General features: G+C 58.8%; 16 protein-coding genes. 12 read left to right on the top strand and 4 right to left on the bottom strand.

Annotated features, from left to right (window positions below; all coding sequences use genetic code 11):
* Nucleotides 1-18: 18 nt before the first annotated feature.
* Nucleotides 19-2,640: a dermonecrotic toxin domain-containing protein gene (locus HX792_RS05445; RefSeq protein WP_256349798.1), complete on the bottom strand. Its 2,622-nt coding sequence runs from the start codon at nucleotides 2,638-2,640 to the stop codon at nucleotides 19-21.
* A 260-nt stretch (nucleotides 2,641-2,900) separates the two neighbouring features.
* Between HX792_RS05445 and HX792_RS05440 the strand changes: the two genes are divergently transcribed.
* Nucleotides 2,901-4,625 carry an ABC transporter ATP-binding protein/permease gene (locus HX792_RS05440; RefSeq protein ID WP_176995110.1) on the top strand — a complete coding sequence of 575 codons (1,725 nt, stop codon included), beginning with the start codon at nucleotides 2,901-2,903 and terminating at the stop codon, nucleotides 4,623-4,625.
* Nucleotides 4,626-4,796: 171 nt separating this feature from the next.
* On the opposite strand, the gene HX792_RS05435 is transcribed toward HX792_RS05440, so the two are convergent.
* Nucleotides 4,797-5,234: a YhcB family protein gene (locus tag HX792_RS05435; RefSeq protein WP_003171734.1), complete on the bottom strand. Its 438-nt coding sequence runs from the start codon at nucleotides 5,232-5,234 to the stop codon at nucleotides 4,797-4,799.
* A 147-nt stretch (nucleotides 5,235-5,381) separates the two neighbouring features.
* Here HX792_RS05435 and HX792_RS05430 point away from each other — a divergent pair, with 147 nt between their 5' ends.
* The 3 genes from HX792_RS05430 to zapE all read left to right on the top strand — a co-directional run bounded on the left by HX792_RS05430 (nucleotide 5,382) and on the right by zapE (nucleotide 8,565).
* On the top strand, nucleotides 5,382-6,011 hold the full coding sequence (locus HX792_RS05430) for an alpha/beta hydrolase (protein WP_176995109.1): 630 nt from the start codon (nucleotides 5,382-5,384) through the stop codon (nucleotides 6,009-6,011).
* A gap of 24 nt (nucleotides 6,012-6,035) precedes the next feature.
* Nucleotides 6,036-7,391, top strand: coding sequence for a tryptophan--tRNA ligase (locus HX792_RS05425; protein WP_176995108.1), 1,356 nt, complete (start codon nucleotides 6,036-6,038; stop codon nucleotides 7,389-7,391).
* 79 nt (nucleotides 7,392-7,470) lie between these two features.
* Entirely contained in the window at nucleotides 7,471-8,565 is a 1,095-nt protein-coding gene (gene zapE, locus HX792_RS05420; protein WP_176995107.1) for a cell division protein ZapE, read from the top strand.
* 142 nt (nucleotides 8,566-8,707) lie between these two features.
* Here zapE and HX792_RS05415 read toward each other — a convergent pair whose 3' ends face one another.
* The gene (locus tag HX792_RS05415; RefSeq protein WP_176995256.1) at nucleotides 8,708-9,628 is read right to left on the bottom strand and encodes a GlxA family transcriptional regulator; all 921 of its coding nucleotides are present in this window, start codon (nucleotides 9,626-9,628) and stop codon (nucleotides 8,708-8,710) included.
* A gap of 220 nt (nucleotides 9,629-9,848) precedes the next feature.
* Here HX792_RS05415 and HX792_RS05410 point away from each other — a divergent pair, with 220 nt between their 5' ends.
* Nucleotides 9,849-10,985, top strand: coding sequence for an acyl-CoA dehydrogenase family protein (locus HX792_RS05410; protein WP_176995106.1), 1,137 nt, complete (start codon nucleotides 9,849-9,851; stop codon nucleotides 10,983-10,985).
* Nucleotides 10,986-11,098: 113 nt separating this feature from the next.
* Here the strand turns inward: HX792_RS05410 and HX792_RS05405 are convergent, their stop codons facing one another.
* Entirely contained in the window at nucleotides 11,099-12,139 is a 1,041-nt protein-coding gene (locus tag HX792_RS05405; protein ID WP_176995105.1) for an NADP(H)-dependent aldo-keto reductase, read from the bottom strand.
* Between the two features lie 249 nt (nucleotides 12,140-12,388).
* On the opposite strand from HX792_RS05405, the gene rplM reads away from it, so the two are divergent.
* From rplM to HX792_RS05370, 7 genes are all read left to right on the top strand, one after another.
* The gene (gene rplM, locus HX792_RS05400; RefSeq protein ID WP_003188508.1) at nucleotides 12,389-12,817 is read left to right on the top strand and encodes a 50S ribosomal protein L13; all 429 of its coding nucleotides are present in this window, start codon (nucleotides 12,389-12,391) and stop codon (nucleotides 12,815-12,817) included.
* A 14-nt stretch (nucleotides 12,818-12,831) separates the two neighbouring features.
* Nucleotides 12,832-13,224, top strand: coding sequence for a 30S ribosomal protein S9 (gene rpsI / locus HX792_RS05395; protein ID WP_016971570.1), 393 nt, complete (start codon nucleotides 12,832-12,834; stop codon nucleotides 13,222-13,224).
* 266 nt (nucleotides 13,225-13,490) lie between these two features.
* Nucleotides 13,491-14,087, top strand: coding sequence for a ubiquinol-cytochrome c reductase iron-sulfur subunit (petA, locus tag HX792_RS05390; RefSeq protein ID WP_122720920.1), 597 nt, complete (start codon nucleotides 13,491-13,493; stop codon nucleotides 14,085-14,087).
* Complete coding sequence (locus tag HX792_RS05385; protein ID WP_176995104.1) at nucleotides 14,087-15,298, top strand: cytochrome bc complex cytochrome b subunit; 1,212 nt, start codon at nucleotides 14,087-14,089, stop codon at nucleotides 15,296-15,298. The genes petA and HX792_RS05385 overlap by 1 nt, the downstream gene beginning before the upstream one ends.
* Nucleotides 15,298-16,077: a cytochrome c1 gene (locus tag HX792_RS05380; protein WP_176995103.1), complete on the top strand. Its 780-nt coding sequence runs from the start codon at nucleotides 15,298-15,300 to the stop codon at nucleotides 16,075-16,077. Before HX792_RS05385 ends, HX792_RS05380 begins: the two co-directional genes overlap by 1 nt.
* Nucleotides 16,078-16,226: 149 nt before the next feature.
* Entirely contained in the window at nucleotides 16,227-16,844 is a 618-nt protein-coding gene (locus HX792_RS05375; RefSeq protein WP_176995102.1) for a glutathione S-transferase N-terminal domain-containing protein, read from the top strand.
* Between the two features lie 17 nt (nucleotides 16,845-16,861).
* The gene (locus tag HX792_RS05370; RefSeq protein ID WP_176995101.1) at nucleotides 16,862-17,281 is read left to right on the top strand and encodes a ClpXP protease specificity-enhancing factor; all 420 of its coding nucleotides are present in this window, start codon (nucleotides 16,862-16,864) and stop codon (nucleotides 17,279-17,281) included.
* The last annotated feature ends 114 nt before the right edge of the window (nucleotides 17,282-17,395 follow it).

The raw sequence follows: 17,395 nt of genomic DNA, 5'->3' as shown, positions 1-17,395 counted from the left end.
GGCTATTTCCAGGCGCCCTCAATCGAAGTAGTTGGGGAATTTGTTCGGTCCCAAATACAGAAAGTTCGACGGTTTCAGCTTGATTTCCTTGGGCATCCTCAGCTCGACGAACGGGCTGCCGGCGGTGATGGCACCGAGCTCCTCGGGTGCCTGATCAGTGCTGAATATCACCATGTAGTCACCCCTGCCCACGTAGCGCTCGTTACCTAGAAACAACAGGTCTTCGACGTTTTCGCTGTTGAATTGCTGACCTGGAGGGTTGACGTATATGCCCCCTTTTGAGCCTGCGCGCGTTGCTCCTCGCGTCGAATCTGTAATGCTTTGTCCCTGGGCGATCGCTTCCGCGCCGGCCTTGTCGGTGTAGTGAATGTATACCGGCTGTCCGTTGTACGTGCCCGAATCCAATAGGGATTGCCAATCCTGATGATTGGCCAATGGCGCGTTCGCTGAAATGCCTGGCACCGCGTTCTCTTTGGCGAGCGGCCCTTTTTGCTGTGCAGGCTTGATGAATTTCTTGCCGCCGCCTTTCATTGTGTTCAAGCGCCATTCACCGTGACCCGCAGATTCCAGGAACATCACGGTTTTCTGGGTGACGGGGTCGATGACCCGAACATACCCATTCTCGATTTTGTAATTTCGGCTGATCTCAAACACTCGGCTGACGCCCGTGCCGTCGGTGTAACGGACGTAGAACTGCTCCCCAACCTGATACGTACCATCTCCTCTCAATGTGCGACCTTCAAGGAGATTTTCGGGCAGGGCGTGAGCGCTGAAGTCGGGCAGGGGGCGAGCGGAGCTCGGCCGGATGGGCTCCACGTCCGGCGTGTGTATCTGCGCCGTTTCGGGGCTGTTCGGCGCAGGGTTATCGTTGGGCGTTATGGTTTCGTACTCGACTTTGCCCGCCGCGCCTTCTGTTGCCTTGCCTGCTCTCGCGATATGGGGAAGCACGACGGTTGCGGCATTGAAAACACCAAACACGATCCGCTCGGTGCCTTGGGGTTTACCGTGCGCCTTGTCGTCAATACCAACGACGGTGGTGGTGACGCCGTCTGCCAGATAAAAAGCATCCAGCGCCAGCCCTACTTCAGGCATCACCAATGCCAGCGGCGTTAAAAACAGCGCAAATTTTTTGGTTTTTTCCAGGCCCGACAAAATGGCCTTTTTGGTTACATCGGCATTACTGGTGATCTGGACATCCGCATCGGCATAGGAGCGATTTTTCTGGCGTTTCGTCATTTCATCAAGCGGCAGGCTACTGGGCTCTGTAGTGATGTACGTTTGTGGATCCCAAAAGCCGCTGAAGGCCCGGTGATCGTAATTGAACAATCCGCCCGGGGTTTCACGCTTTTGCGGCCAGGTGCCGAGCCCTGCCAGGGTTTCGTCGACACCGGCCCTGGCCAACCCGTTGGGTTTGTCTTTCAAGGCAAAGTGCAACGCCATGGCATCACGTTTGGTCGGGGCGGCCATTTGCTCTGCCAGCCAGGTCTTCATCTCGGCCTGGCTGTTGAAGCTGTGCAGCGGCGAGGAGTTCCCGGGGATGTATAGCAGGGTCAGCGCCGGTGTGCTCTTGGTGTCCGTGATGTACATCAGGTCGGTGGATTGATAGCTGCCGACTTTCAACAGGCCCAGTTCAATGTTGGGATCCTTGGGCGGGTTCTTTTGCAAGTCCTCGAACTTGACGTCTGGCCATGACTCTTGATGACCTGACAAGCCCGCAGCCCGCATGATCAGCTCGCGACCTTGTGTGGTCAGGCTACCTTCCTGGTGTTGGGCCATGGCAGATTTGACGAGCGAGGCTTTGGCCAGCACAGGGTATTTCTCCTGGTGGCGGCTCCAGAAGTCATCCAGATACTCTTTGTAAGGCTTTTGATAGTCAGCCGTCTTGATCAGTTGCCTGAGTTCTGCCGGCCTGATCCCACTTTCGTTGCCAGCGTTGTAGGCTGTTGCAGGCTCTCCTGGGGACTCTTTATAAATACCTTGGAAGGTATGAGTGATGTCGGCCTTTTCCGTACCCGGATTAAAACGGCTGGAAAAGTCGAATGTTCCAGGTGTGCGTATTTCCAGATCGGGTTTGACGATGACGTCCGGGCCACCGGCGTAGTAAGGCACTGCAAACCCTTGCCCCGAGGGCGTCTCCTGGGCGTTCTGTATGAGCGCCTGGGTCAACGAGAGGCGCTGAATGATTTTCGCGGGGTAGGGCTTTTCGCCGGTGGTGTTGTATTCGAACGTCACCAGATATGTGTTATCGGGGTCGACGTTCCACCTTTTTTCCTCCTCAGGGAATTTGGACCGTTGTATAAACTTTGCGAATAGATTCTTGAAGTAGTTTGAAGCTTCCTGCTCGACGCTATTGAGCGAGTTGCTGACGTCTTGCGTGATGGGGTCGATGTTGATGTTGACGCCCAGGTCGACCGGGGATGGCGTTTTCTCACCCACCCCGATGCGTTTACCCGGATCAGGGTTGACGCTCACTTCTTCGTAACCGCCTCCTGATGATTGCTGCGTCGGTTTGACCTCCTGCACGACTTCCTGGTCTTTAGGCGCGCTGGCATCAATCGAGCGTTTTTGGCGAGCTTGCGGCGACGTGGGGGCTGATGACACAGGGTAAAGGTTGACGTGTTGATGGGGGGCAATTTGCATAACGGGAGCCTCAGGCAGGAACGGTTGTTGATGGGCTTCCTGTGTGGCAAGGCTGTAGGCAACGTTCCTCTGTCTATGTCACTTCTTCTTTCACTCGCGGTAGGTCGAGCTTTCTTGATGCGCGCGGTCCGTGGCGAAAGAAGCGTCCTTTACCGCGCTGAACAAAGTCTGAACAATCTGCGTCAGGCCGCACGGCGCCCTGAACCGATCGTCTATGATCGGTTCAAACACCTGTCACATTTTCTTACAGAGCGTGAACGATGAATCAGAACGCTGAGTACTCCGCGGTCAACGACGCGGTGCGTGGGCACTTCTTTCGCCGAACCTGGGCGATGATCACGCCCTATTGGCGCAGCGAAGAGAAGGGCAAGGCCTGGTTATTGCTGGCGGCGGTGATCGGTCTGTCGCTGTTCAGCGTGGCGATCTCCGTGTGGATCAACCACTGGTACAAGGACTTCTACAACGCCCTGGAAAAGAAGGACACCGATGCCTTCTGGCAACTGATCGGCTACTTCGGCGGGATCGCCGCCGTGGCGATCCTCGGCGCGGTGTACCGCCTGTACCTGACCCAGATGCTGACCATCCGCTGGCGTGCCTGGCTCACCGAGAAACACTTTGCGCGTTGGCTCTCCGACAAGAACTACTACCAGCTGGAGCAGGGCGGCTACACCGATAACCCGGACCAGCGGATTTCCGAAGACCTCAACAACTTCACCTCCAGCACTTTGAGCCTGGGCCTCGGGTTGCTGCGTAACGTGGTCAGCCTGGTGTCGTTCTCCATCATCCTGTGGGGCGTGTCGGGCAGCATCGAAGTGTTTGGCATCACCATTCCCGGCTACATGTTCTGGTGCGCGCTGTTGTATGCCGCCGTGGGCAGCTGGCTGACGCACTTGATCGGCCGTCGCTTGATCGGCTTGAGCAATCAACAACAACGTTTCGAAGCGGACTTGCGTTTCTCCATGGTGCGCGTGCGTGAGAACGCCGAGAGCATCGCCCTGTACAACGGCGAGCCGAATGAAAACCAGCGCCTGAGCGCACGTTTCGGCAAGGTTTGGCACAACTTCTGGGACATCATGAAAGTGTCCAAGCGCCTGACGTTCTTCACCGCCGGCTACAGCCAGATCGCAATCATCTTCCCGTTCATCGTCGCGGCGCCACGTTACTTCACCGGCAAGATCGAGCTGGGCGAGCTGATGCAAATCAACTCGGCCTTCGGCAACGTGCAAGAGAACTTCAGCTGGTTTATCAGCGCGTATTCGGAGCTGGCGTCGTGGCGCGCCACCAGTGATCGTCTGTTGAGTTTCCACCAGGCCATGAGCGAGAACGAGCAGCGCGCGCCGGCCATCGACGTGCGCCCGGAGGGCGAGCGCCTGGTGGTGCAAGACCTGGGCATGGACCTGGCCGACGGCCGCCATTTGCTCACCCATGCCGACATGACGGTAGAGCCGGGCCAGCGCGTGATGCTCAGTGGTCGTTCCGGCAGCGGCAAAAGTACGTTGCTGCGAGCCATGGGGCATTTATGGCCCGCAGGCCACGGCAGCATTCGCCTGCCGGCGGCGCGCTACCTGTTCCTGCCGCAAAAGCCTTACCTGCCGATTGGCACGTTGAAGGCGGTGTTGAGTTATCCACAGGAGGACAGCGTCTACCCGGCGGAACGTTATGCACAGGTGCTGGAGACCTGCCGCCTACCGCATCTGGTGGCGCGCCTGGACGAAGCCAACCACTGGCAGCGCATGCTCTCGCCGGGTGAGCAGCAGCGCCTGGCGTTTGCCCGCGCGTTGTTGTTCGCACCGCAATGGCTGTACATGGACGAAGCCACCTCGGCCATGGATGAAGAGGACGAGGCGACGTTGTATCAGGCATTGATCGATGAGCTGCCGGGGCTGAGCATCGTCAGCGTCGGCCATCGCAGCAGCCTCAAGCGTTTCCACGGGCGGCATGTGCGGATCGAAAGCGGGCTATTGCAGGAACAGCCCGCGGCCTGACGCGCTTCCCGTAGGAGCCGGCTTGCCGGCGATAGCGGTTGATCAAGCAACCCATCTTTTGCCTGACACACCGCCATCGCCGGCAAGTCGGCTCCTACAGTTGATGCGTGATCCAATAAAAAAGCCCGGCTGATCATCGATCAGCCGGGCTTTTTTGTGCGTGAAGAGATGTTACTTCTTCAAGCCGTAATGCTCATCCAGCATGCCTGGGGCGTTCGGCGTTTTTGGCGCGTAGTCCCGGGGTGGCTCCTGGTTTTCCCGGGGTGGGGTCAGGCGCTCCCGTGGGGTTTGCGGTGCATCGGAATGCAACGCGGCCAGCAGGCGCTGACGGGTGATGTCGTCGAGGGCCAGGCGGTTGGCGCCATCGGCGAGGTGATCCTGTACTTCCTGGTAGCTCTGGGTGAGCTTCTTGACCAGGGTCGCGGTGCTGTTGAAGTGGGTAACAACCTCGTTCTGATAACTGTCAAAACGTTCCTGAATGTCATCCAGCTGACGCTGCGTGCGGTTAGGCGCGGCATTGGGCAGCAAGCGAGCAACCAGGAAACCAATGGCGACACCGGCAACCAGGGCAAGAGTCGGCAACAACCAAACTAAGAGCGAGTGTTCCACGAGTCCTTCCTCTATAAACGGCTTTGCTTTACGTTAACGGCTCGGACCTGCGCTGTATACCGCGATTAAGCTCGCAATGATGCCATGCACAGACTTTTAGCTAGACGAGTCGACCCTTTGAGAGGTCACGGAGTTCATTCCTTGCTCATGCGTGAAACCCCCGTTTTGATCGATGGCCCGGTAGGCCAATTGGAAGCCCTGTACCTGGATCACCCCGAGCCACGTGGCCTGGCGCTGATCTGCCACCCCAACCCGGTGCAGGGTGGGACCATGCTCAATAAAGTCGTTTCGACCCTGCAACGCACCGCCCGCGATGCCGGTTTGATTACCTTGCGTTTCAATTACCGTGGCGTCGGTGCCAGTGCCGGTACTCACGACATGAGCACCGGTGAAGTGGATGACGCTGAAGCAGCCGCCACCTGGCTGCGGGAAAAACACCCGGACCTGCCGATCACCCTGCTCGGCTTTTCCTTCGGTGGCTACGTGGCGGCCAGCCTTGGCGGGCGCCTGGAAGCCAAGGGCGAACAACTCGCGCACCTGTTTATGGTGGCCGCTGCGGTGATGCGCCTGCGTGATACCGACGTGCTGCCACAGGGCTGCCCGCTGACCCTGATCCAGCCAGAAACCGACGAAGTGGTCGACCCGCAGACCGTCTACGACTGGTCCGCCGCCCTGAAACGCCCCCATGAGCTGCTGAAAGTGGCAGAATGCGGGCACTTTTTTCATGGCAAGCTCACCGATCTGAAGGATCTGGTGCTGCCGCGCCTCTCGAATTGATAGCAGTCTGATAAGCGATTACCCATGACGACTCGTACCCGTATCCTCACCGGCATCACCACCACCGGCACGCCGCACCTGGGCAACTACGCTGGCGCGATCCGCCCGGCAATCCTTGCCAGCCAGGACGCCAATGCCGACTCCTTCTACTTCCTGGCCGACTACCACGCCCTGATCAAGTGCGATGACCCGCAGCGCATCCAGCGCTCGCGTATGGAAATCGCCGCGACCTGGCTGGCCGGTGGCCTGGATGTGAACCGGGTGACGTTCTATCGCCAGTCGGACATCCCGGAAATCCCCGAGCTGACCTGGCTGCTCACCTGCGTGGCCGCCAAGGGCCTGCTCAACCGTGCCCATGCGTACAAGGCCTCGGTGGACAAGAACGTGGAAGCCGGCGAAGACCCGGATGCGGGCATCAGCATGGGCTTGTACAGCTACCCGGTGCTGATGGCGGCGGACATCCTGATGTTCAACGCGCACAAGGTGCCGGTCGGCCGCGACCAGATCCAGCACGTGGAAATGGCCCGCGACATCGGCCAGCGCTTCAACCACCTGTTCGGCAACGGTAAAGAATTCTTCACCATGCCCGAGGCGTTGATCGAAGAAAGCGTCGCCACCTTGCCGGGCCTGGATGGCCGCAAAATGTCCAAGAGCTACGACAACACCATCCCGTTGTTCACCAGCGCCAAGGACATGAAAGACGCCATCTCGCGCATCGTCACCGACTCCCGCGCGCCGGGCGAAGCCAAAGACCCGGACAACTCGCACTTGTTCACCCTGTACCAAGCGTTTGCCAGCAAGGCGCAGGAAGAAGAGTTCCGCGCTGAATTGCTGCAAGGCCTGGGCTGGGGCGAGGCGAAGAACCGCCTGTTCCAACTGCTGGATGGCCAGCTGGGCGAAGCCCGCGAGCGTTACCATCAATTGATGTCGCGCCCGTCCGACATGGAAGACCTGCTGCTGATCGGTGCCAAGAAAGCCCGTGCCGTGGCGGCGCCGTTCCTGGCTGAACTGCGTGAAGCGGTGGGCCTGCGCTCGTTCGTCAATCAAGCGGCGGCGCCGGTGGCGGCCAAGAAGAAAGCTGCGAAAGCCGCGCGCTTCGTGAGCTTCCGTGAAGATGATGGCAGCTTCCGCTTCCGCCTGCTGGCGGCCGATGGCGAACAACTGCTGCTGTCGCGCAACTTTGCCGATGGTAAAGCCGCTGGTGCGGTGACCAAGCAACTGCAAAGTGGCGACGCCCTGGACGTGCGCACCGAAGCCCTGGGCTTCAGCGTATGGCTGGACGGCGCTGCGGTGGCCGACAGTGCCGAGTTCGCCGACGAAGCGTCGCGCGATGCGGCCATCGAAGCCCTGCGCGTTGCGTTGACCCCTATCGAGGATTAACCCGACCAAGGGTTGATTGCCATTATCCGGGGCCGTCGTTACAGTGACGGCCCGTTTTTGTTGCCTTGCTAACGAAATTATGACGCCCCTAGAACGATATCAAGCTGATCTGAAGCGCCCTGAATTCTTTCATGACGCGGCCCAGGAAAATGCGGTGCGCCATTTGCAGCGCCTGTACGACGACCTGATCGCCGCCTCGCAAAACAAGCCAGGGATGTTCAGCAAGCTGTTTGGCAAGAAAGACCACACGCCGGTCAAAGGCTTGTACTTCTGGGGCGGCGTCGGCCGGGGCAAGACTTACCTGGTAGACACCTTCTTCGAAGCGCTGCCGTTCAAGGAAAAGGTCCGGACGCACTTCCACCGCTTCATGAAGCGCGTGCACGAAGAAATGAAGACCCTGCCGGGCGAGAAGAACCCGCTGACCATCATCGCCAAGCGTTTCTCCGAAGAAGCGCGGGTGATCTGTTTCGATGAATTCTTCGTCTCCGACATCACCGATGCCATGATCCTCGGCACCCTGATGGAAGAGCTGTTCAAGAACGGCGTGACCCTGGTTGCCACCTCGAACATCGTGCCCGACGGTTTGTACAAGGATGGCCTGCAACGTGCGCGCTTCCTGCCCGCCATTGCGCTGATCAAGCAGAACACCGAGATCGTCAACGTCGACAGCGGCGTCGACTACCGCCTGCGCCATCTGGAGCAAGCCGAGCTGTTCCACTTCCCGCTGAACGAAGCGGCCCACGAGAGCCTGAAAAAGAGCTTCCGTGCGTTGACGCCGGAATGCACCCAGGCAGTGGAAAACGACAAGCTGATGATCGAGAACCGCGAAATCATTGCCTTGCGCACTTGTGATGACGTGGCCTGGTTCGACTTCCGTGCCCTGTGCGACGGCCCGCGTAGCCAGAACGACTACATCGAGCTGGGCAAGATCTTCCACGCCGTGATCCTGAGTGGTGTGGAGCAGATGAGCGTCACCACTGACGACATCGCGCGCCGTTTCATCAACATGGTCGACGAGTTCTACGATCGTAACGTGAAGCTGATCATCTCGGCGGAAGTTGAGTTGAAGGATTTGTACACCGGTGGTCGCTTGAACTTCGAGTTCCAGCGCACGCTGAGCCGCCTGCTGGAAATGCAGTCCCACGAGTTCCTGTCACGCGGTCACAAGCCGTAAGCCAATCTCCAAAACAATGGAGATCAAAAATGTGGGAGCTGGCTTGCCTGCGATAGCGGTGTACCAGCCAGCAGGTGTGCTGGCAGACAGATCGTTATCGCAGGCAAGCCAGCTCCCACATTAGGTTTGGGTTTGTCTCGGGTTATGCAGCTTGCTGGAACTGCTGCCGGTACTGGTTCGGTGACAGTTCCGTGTGCTGCCTGAACAACCGCGCAAAGAAACTCGCATCGTCGTAACCCACCTCATAACTGATGGTCTTGATGCTCTTACGGCTGCCCGAGAGCAGGCCCTTGGCCGTCTCGATGCGCAGGCGTTGCAGGTAGTGCAATGGCTTGTCGCCGGTCGCGGTCTGGAAGCGGCGCATGAAGTTGCGGATGCTCATGCCGTGTTCCCGAGCCACGTCTTCGAAGCGGAACTTGTCCGCAAAGTGTTCTTCGAGCCAGTGCTGGATCTGCAGGATGATCACGTCCTGGTGCAGCTTCTGTCCGCCAAAACCGATACGCCCCGGCGCGTAGCTGCGCTGCACTTCGTAAAGGATGTCGCGGGCCACGGCCTGGGCGATGTTGGCGCCGCAGAAGCGTTCGATCAGGTAGATATAAAGGTCGCACGCCGACGTGGTGCCGCCGGCGCAATACAGGTTGTCGGCGTCGGTGAGGTGCTTGTCCTGATTGAGCTGGACCCTGGGGAAACGCTCGCTGAAGGCATTGAAGAAACGCCAATAAGTGGTCGCCTCCTTGCCATCGAGCAGGCCGGCCTCGGCCAGCCAGAATACCCCGGTGGCTTCGCCGCAGAGTACGGCGCCACGGGCGTGTTGTTCGCGCAGCCACGGCAGCACTTGCGGGTAACGCGCGCACAGCGCGTCGAAATCATCCCAGAAGGCCGGCAATACGATGATGTCGGCGTTTTCCAGGCCGCCGTCCACCGGCATGATCACATTGCTGAAGCTGCGTACCGATTGCCCGTCGGGGCTGACCAGGCGCGTTTCGAATGCGGGGGTGAGGCCCAGGCCTTGTTGCTTGCCGTAACGCAGGCTGGCGAGGTGGAAGAAATCCTTGGCTTGCATGAGGGTTGAAGCGAATACCCGATCAATGGCCAAAATGCTGACGCGCCGCAACGGCGTGGAGATTTGGTTAGACATAATTTCATTTATTCTTATAGGGGAAAGTGGTCACCAGACGGCTGGATCGTCTTATTTTTTGTCGCATGTGTCCAGTGTCCCGTGATGCTTTCGCGGCATAGTCTCTGTGGGCTCGTCCTTGTCCGACAATCCTCGCAGGTGACCCATGATTCCCAGAACCTTGTACAGCCCGGAGCACGAACTCTTCCGCGACAGCGTGCGCACGTTCCTCGAAAAAGACGCCGCGCCGTTCCATGGGCAATGGGAAAAACAGGGCTACATCGACCGTGGCCTGTGGAGCAAGGCGGGGGAGGCGGGGATGCTGTGTTCCCACCTGCCGGAAGAGTATGGCGGCCTGGGCGCGGACTTTTTGTACAGCGCGGTGGTGATCGAAGAGATCAGCCGCCTCGGCCTGACCGGCATCGGTTTTTCCCTGCATTCGGATATCGTTGCGCCGTACATCCTGCATTACGGCAGCGAGGCGCTGAAGCACAAATACCTGCCCAAGCTGATCTCCGGCGAGATGGTCACGGCCATTGCCATGACCGAGCCAGGTGCCGGCTCTGACCTGCAAGGGGTCAAGACCACCGCGGTGCTGGACGGCGATGAGTATGTGATCAACGGCTCCAAAACCTTTATCACCAATGGCTACCTGGCCGAGTTGGTCATCGTCGTGGCCAAGACCGACCCTAAGGCCGGTGCCAAGGGCACCAGCCTGTTTCTGGTGGAGGCCGACACGCCAGGCTTCGACAAGGGCAAGCGCCTGGAGAAGGTGGGCATGAAAGCCCAGGACACCTCCGAGCTGTTCTTCCAGGACGTGCGGGTGCCCAAGGAAAACCTGCTGGGCCAGGCCGGCATGGGTTTCGCGTACCTGATGCAGGAGTTGCCCCAGGAACGGTTGACCGTGGCGATTGGCGCCGTGTCGTCAGCCGAGGCGGCGCTGGCGTGGACGCTGGAGTACACCCGCGAGCGCAAGGCGTTTGGCAAGGCGATTGCCGACTTCCAGAACACCCGGTTCAAGCTGGCGGAGATGGCTACCGAGATTCAGATCGGGCGTGTGTTTGTGGATAAGTGCATCGCGTTGCACCTGGAGGGCAAGCTGGATGTACCCACGGCGGCGATGGCCAAGTACTGGGCCACGGACCTGCAATGCAAGGTGCTCGATGAGTGCGTGCAGTTGCACGGTGGCTACGGCTTCATGTGGGAATACCCGATCGCCCGGGCGTGGGCGGATGCGCGGGTGCAGCGGATTTATGCGGGGACCAATGAGATCATGAAAGAGATCATTGCTCGGGCGCTTTGATCATGTGGTGCTTTTGAGGGCGCCATCGCAGGCAAGCCAGCTCCCACATTTGACGGTATTCACAAATCAAAATGTGGGAGCTGGCTTGCCTGCGATAGCGGTCTACCGGTCAATCAAGGCGCAGGGTTCGGATGATCCTTCTGAATCGCCTCAATCCCCTCCAACACCTCTTTCGACAATTTCAGGTCGGCACTGGCAATGTTGCTGTCCAGTTGCTCAAGCGACGTGGCGCCAATGATGTTGCTGGTCACAAACGGCTGCTGCGTCACAAACGCCAACGCCATTTGCGCCGGGTCCAGCCCGTGTTCACGTGCCAGTGCCACATAACGGCTGCACGCCGCTTCCGACTGCGGGTTGAAGTAGCGGCTGAAGCGGCTGTATTCGGTCAGGCGCGCCTTGGCTGGGCGTGCACCGTTTTCGTACTTGCCGCTGAGCATGCCGAACGCCAGGGGCGAGTAGGCCAGCAGACCGCACTGTTCACGAATCGCGACCTCCGCCAGGCCCACTTCAAAGCTGCGGTTGAGCAGGTTGTAGGGGTTCTGGATCGACACGGCGCGGGTCCAGCCACGGGCTTCGGCCAGGGCCAGGAACTTCATGGTGCCCCACGGGGTTTCGTTGGACAGGCCGATGTGGCGGATCTTGCCGGCTTTTACCTGTTCGTCCAGCACCTCGAGGGTTTCTTCCAGTGGGGTGAGGTTGTCTTCGTCCTTGTGCTTGTAGCTCAGTTGGCCGAAGAAGTTGGTGCTGCGCTCCGGCCAGTGCAACTGGTAGAGGTCGATCCAGTCGGTCTGCAGGCGCTTGAGGCTGGCGTCGAGGGCTTCGACGATGTGCTTGCGGTTGTGGCGCAGGTGGCCGTCGCGGATGTAGTCGATGGTGTTGCCAGGGCCGGCGATCTTGCTGGCCAGGACCCAGTCGGCACGGTCGCCGCGGCTTTTGAAGTAATTACCGATGTAGCGTTCGGTGGTGGCATAGGTGTCGGCCTTGGGCGGCACCGGGTACATTTCGGCGGTGTCGAGGAAGTTGATCCCCGCGGCCTTGGCCCGTTCGATCTGTGCGAAGGCCTCTGCCTCGCTGTTCTGCTCGCCCCAGGTCATGGTGCCCAAGGCTATCGCGCTCACGTTCAGATCCGTACGGCCCAGCTGTCGATAATCCATCGGGTACTCCTTCGGGGAAAACAATCATAAAAGCAGGTTGAATTTTTTTTGGCAATCTGCATAATTGCCCACCTCTTTCTGCAGTGGAAGTGATGCGCCGCCTGCCGAAGAATCTTGCCGTTGAACGGACGCGCCGACCCGAGCCCCCGATAGCGTCTGTATCCGGCTGCCTTTGACCTTGTCAAAGTACGCACTATTCAGTAAGATCCGCCGTCTAAATTTACAGGCGGCCCCTGAGGCTATTAAAGAATGACAACTTTTACTGCAAAACCGGAAACAGTTCAGCGCGACTGGTTTGTCGTCGACGCCGCTGGTCAGACCCTGGGTCGTCTGGCCACTGAAGTCGCCAGCCGTCTGCGTGGCAAGCACAAGCCTGAGTACACCCCGCACGTTGATACCGGTGACTACATCGTCATCATCAACGCTGAGCAGGTTCGTGTAACCGGCAACAAAGCAAGCGACAAAATGTACTACCGTCACTCCGGTTTCCCAGGCGGTATCAAGTCTTCCAACTTCGAAGGCCTGATTGCCAAGAAGCCTGAAGCCCCGATCGAAATCGCGGTCAAAGGCATGCTGCCTAAGGGCCCACTGGGTCGCGATATGTTTCGCAAGCTGAAAGTCTATGCGGGCGCTGTACACCCTCATGCTGCTCAGCAGCCCCAAGAACTGAAGTTTTAACGGAATAGTTCATTATGTCGGCGACTCAAAATTACGGCACTGGCCGTCGCAAAACCGCAACCGCACGCGTTTTCCTGCGTCCGGGCACTGGTAACATCTCGATCAACAACCGCTCCCTGGACAACTTCTTCGGCCGCGAAACTGCCCGCATGGTAGTTCGTCAGCCGCTGGAACTGACCGAGACCGTTGAAAAGTTCGACATCTACGTCACCGTTATCGGTGGCGGTGTAAGTGGTCAAGCTGGCGCAATCCGCCACGGTATCACTCGCGCACTGATGAGCTACGACGAAACCCTGCGTAGCGCTCTGCGCAAAGCTGGCTTCGTTACTCGCGATGCCCGTGAAGTTGAACGTAAGAAAGTCGGTCTGCGTAAAGCGCGTAAGCGTCCGCAGTACTCGAAGCGTTAATTCGCTTTACGTTCCACAAAAACGCCCAGCCTCCTCACGGAGCTGGGCGTTTTTTATTGCCTGCGATTTATGCACAAATTTGCGCGTGACAACTTGCCACATCCGTAGACCCCCTATACTACAAGGCCTGGGGGCGGAGCCCCGGGCAATTCCCTTGTCATACGTGGGGCTTTTCATTACCATCCGACAAAATTTTTATAAGCAAAGATTCAATACTTAGTAGACGCCTGATTTAACAGGCCAAAAAGCTGATGGGAGAGGACTGAATGAGCAATGACGGCGTGAATGCAGGCCGGCGTCGCTTCTTGGTAGCAGCCACATCCGTGGTGGGTGCTGCAGGAGCGGTGGGGGCTGCGGTCCCGTTCGTGGGGTCATGGTTTCCCAGTGCCAAGGCGAAAGCCGCAGGTGCACCGGTGAAGGTGAATATCAGCAAGATCGAGCCAGGCCAGCAGATGATTGCTGAGTGGCGCGGCCAGCCGGTCTTCATTGTTCGTCGTACCGAGGAAATCCTGGGAAATCTCAAGAAAATCGAGGGTCAGCTCTCTGATCCCGACTCGAAGAATTCCGACCAACCCGCCTACGTCGATAAGGAAATCCGTTCGATCAAGCCAGAGATACTGCTGCTGATCGGTATCTGCACCCACCTGGGCTGCTCGCCTACCTTCCGCCCGGAAGTTGCTCCTGCCGACCTTGGCAAGGACTGGGTCGGTGGCTACTTCTGCCCCTGCCACGGTTCTCACTACGACCTGGCCGGTCGCGTCTACAAGTCACAACCCGCACCGTTGAACCTGCCCGTTCCGCCGCACCAATACGAGACGGACAGCATCGTTATCATTGGCGTCGACCAGGGGGAGAAGGCCTGATGAGCAAGTTCATGGATTGGGTGGATGCGCGTTTCCCCGCGACCAAAATGTGGGAAGACCATCTCAGCAAGTACTACGCGCCTAAAAACTTCAACTTCTTCTACTTCTTCGGCTCCCTGGCCCTGCTGGTGCTGGTCAACCAGATCGTCACCGGCGTCTGGCTGACCATGAGCTACACGCCGTCGGCGGAAGAAGCGTTTGCGTCCGTCGAATACATCATGCGTGACGTCGAGTACGGCTCGATCCTGCGCCTGCTGCACTCCACCGGCGCATCGGCGTTCTTTATCGTCGTCTATATGCACATGTTCCGCGGCCTGCTCTACGGTTCGTACCAGAAGCCTCGCGAGCTGGTGTGGGTCTTCGGCATGCTGATCTACCTGGCTCTGATGGCCGAAGCCTTCATGGGTTACCTGCTGCCGTGGGGCCAGATGTCGTACTGGGGCGCCCAGGTGATCATCTCGCTGTTCGGTGCGATCCCGGTGATCGGCAACGACCTGACCCAGTGGATCCGGGGTGACTACCTGATCTCCGGCATTACCCTGAACCGCTTCTTCGCGTTGCACGTCGTGGCCCTGCCGATCGTGATCCTGGGCCTGGTGGTGCTGCACATCCTCGCGCTGCACGAAGTGGGTTCCAACAACCCCGATGGCGTGGACATCAAGAAGCTCAAAGACGAAAACGGCGTACCGCTGGACGGCATTCCGTTCCACCCGTACTACACCGTGAAAGACATTGTCGGCGTGGTGGTGTTCCTGTTCATCTTCTGCTCGATCGTGTTCTTTTTCCCGGAGATGGGCGGTTATTTCCTGGAGAAACCCAACTTCGAACAGGCCAACGCCTTCAAGACACCTGAGCACATTGCCCCGGTCTGGTACTTCACGCCGTTCTACGCCATCTTGCGGGCGATCCCCGACAAGCTCATGGGCGTGATGGCGATGGGCGCCTCGATCGCGCTGCTGTTCGTGTTGCCATGGCTCGACCGCAGCCCGGTCAAGTCCATGCGCTACAAAGGCTGGCTGAGCAAGATCTGGCTGTGGGTGTTCTGCATCGCGTTCGTGATCCTGGGTGTCCTGGGCGTACTGGCGCCAACCCCTGAGCGTACGTTGCTGTCGCAGGTCTGCACCTTCCTGTACTTCGCCTACTTCATTCTGATGCCGTTCTACACCCGGCTAGAGAAGACCAAACCGGTTCCGGAAAGGGTGACTGGCTGATGAAAAAATTATTCGTTGCATTGATGCTTGCGGCCCTGCCGCTACTGTCCTTCGCTGCCGAGCACGGTGGCCCGGAGCTGGAAAAAGTCGACATCGACGTGTCTGACAAAGCGGCCATGCAAGACGGCGCACGGACGTTCGCCAACTATTGCATGGGCTGCCACAGCGCCAAGTTCCAACGTTATGAGCGAGTGGCCGACGACCTGGGGATCCCCCACGACGTGATGCTGCAAAAACTGGTGTTCACCGGTGCCAAGATCGGCGACCACATGAGCATCGGCATGCAGCCGGCTGACGCCAAGGTCTGGTTCGGTGCTGCGCCGCCCGACCTGACCCTGGTCGCCCGTGTACGGGGCACCGACTGGCTCTATGGCTACCTGAAGTCCTTCTACGACGACCCGGCACGCCCTCTGGGGGCCAACAACCGCGTGTTCCCGAACGTCGGTATGCCGAACGTTCTGGTCGGCCTGCAAGGCAAGCAAGTGGTAGGATGCAAGCAGATCCAGGTCGTTGAAGACGGCAAGAAGCAATACGATCCGCTGACCGGCACGCCATTGACCCATGAGGCGTGCGATCAGTTGAAGATAGAGACCCCCGGTGCCCAGACCGAGGCGCAGTTCGACGAGACGGTCAAGAACCTCGTGACCTTCCTGGCGTACTCTGCCAACCCGGTCAAACTGCAGCACCAGCGCATCGGCACTTATGTGCTGCTGTACCTGGCCTTCTTCTTCGTATTTGCCTATCTGCTCAAACGCGAATACTGGAAGGATGTGCATTGATCCAACCGTAAGCAATTGCTGTTAATCTTGCGCGCCCAGCGGCATCTCTGAACACGTAGCGCTCTGGTTGTACCAGGCGATACAGGGATGCTCTCTGGGCGCGCTCGTTTTTGAGCTTTCGATAATTTCAACAAGCGAGGAGGACCGCCATGGGCGTGACCAATCGGTTGGCCTGTTACTCCGACCCCGCCGACCACTATTCCCACCGAGTACGCATCGTGCTCGCAGAGAAGGGTGTCAGCGCCGAGATCATCAGTGTGGAGGCGGGCCGTCAGCCGCCGAAACTGATCGAAGTGAACCCTTACGGCAGCCTGCCCACCCTGGTCGATCGTGACCTTGCGTTGTGGGAGTCGACCGTGGTGATGGAATACCTGGATGAGCGTTACCCGCATCCACCTTTGCTGCCGGTGTACCCGGTGGCGCGTGCCAACAGCCGCCTGCTGATCCATCGGATCCAGCGTGACTGGTGCGGGCTGGTGGATGTGATTCTGGATGCGCGTACAAAAGAAGCCGTCCGCGTGCAGGCGCGTAAGGAATTGCGCGAGAGCCTGACCGGCGTTTCGCCGTTGTTCGCCGATAAACCTTTTTTCCTCAGCGAGGAACAAAGTTTGGTGGATTGCTGCCTATTACCGATACTCTGGCGTTTGCCGATTCTTGGTATTGAACTGCCGCGGCCTGCCAAGCCGCTGCTTGATTACATGGAGCGCCAGTTTGCGCGTGAGGCTTTCCAGGCGAGTCTGTCTGGTGTCGAACGCGATATGCGCTAAGGCTTAAGGAGCCGCTGATGAACTCCAGTCGACCCTACTTGGTCCGCGCGCTCTATGAGTGGATTGTGGACAACGATTGCACCCCGCACATGCTGGTCAATTCCGAATTTCCTGCGGTTCAGGTGCCGCAGGGGTTTGCCAGTGACGGACAGATCGTCCTGAACGTGTCACCCAGTGCTGTGCGACACCTGCACATGGACAACGAAGCCGTGAGCTTCGAAGGGCGTTTCGGCGGTGTGCCGCATACGCTGTTCGTGCCCATTGGGGCCATCCTCGGGATCTACGCCCGGGAAAATGGCCAGGGCATGGTGTTTGATCTGGAGTCGCCTTTCGAGGACGACGAATCGATCGAAAGCGAAGACGGCGATGACCTGCCGCCACCGGATGCCGAGCCACCGCGCCCAAGCGGCCGGCCGAGCCTGAAAGTGGTGAAGTAACGGGCTTTCCCTCGGGGAAGCACCGAAAGAATGCCTCGACCTGTGTCGGGGCATTTTTTTGCGCGAAGGATATAGATGAAAGTCGCGCCCGGACGGTGATCGTACAACCACCAT

Origin of the sequence: Pseudomonas sp. B6002 (genome assembly GCF_013385985.1) — a bacterium.
In the GTDB taxonomy this organism is placed as follows: domain Bacteria; phylum Pseudomonadota; class Gammaproteobacteria; order Pseudomonadales; family Pseudomonadaceae; genus Aquipseudomonas.
Note: the sequence above shows the minus strand (reverse complement) of the source record. Positions and strands in the feature narration are given on the sequence as shown.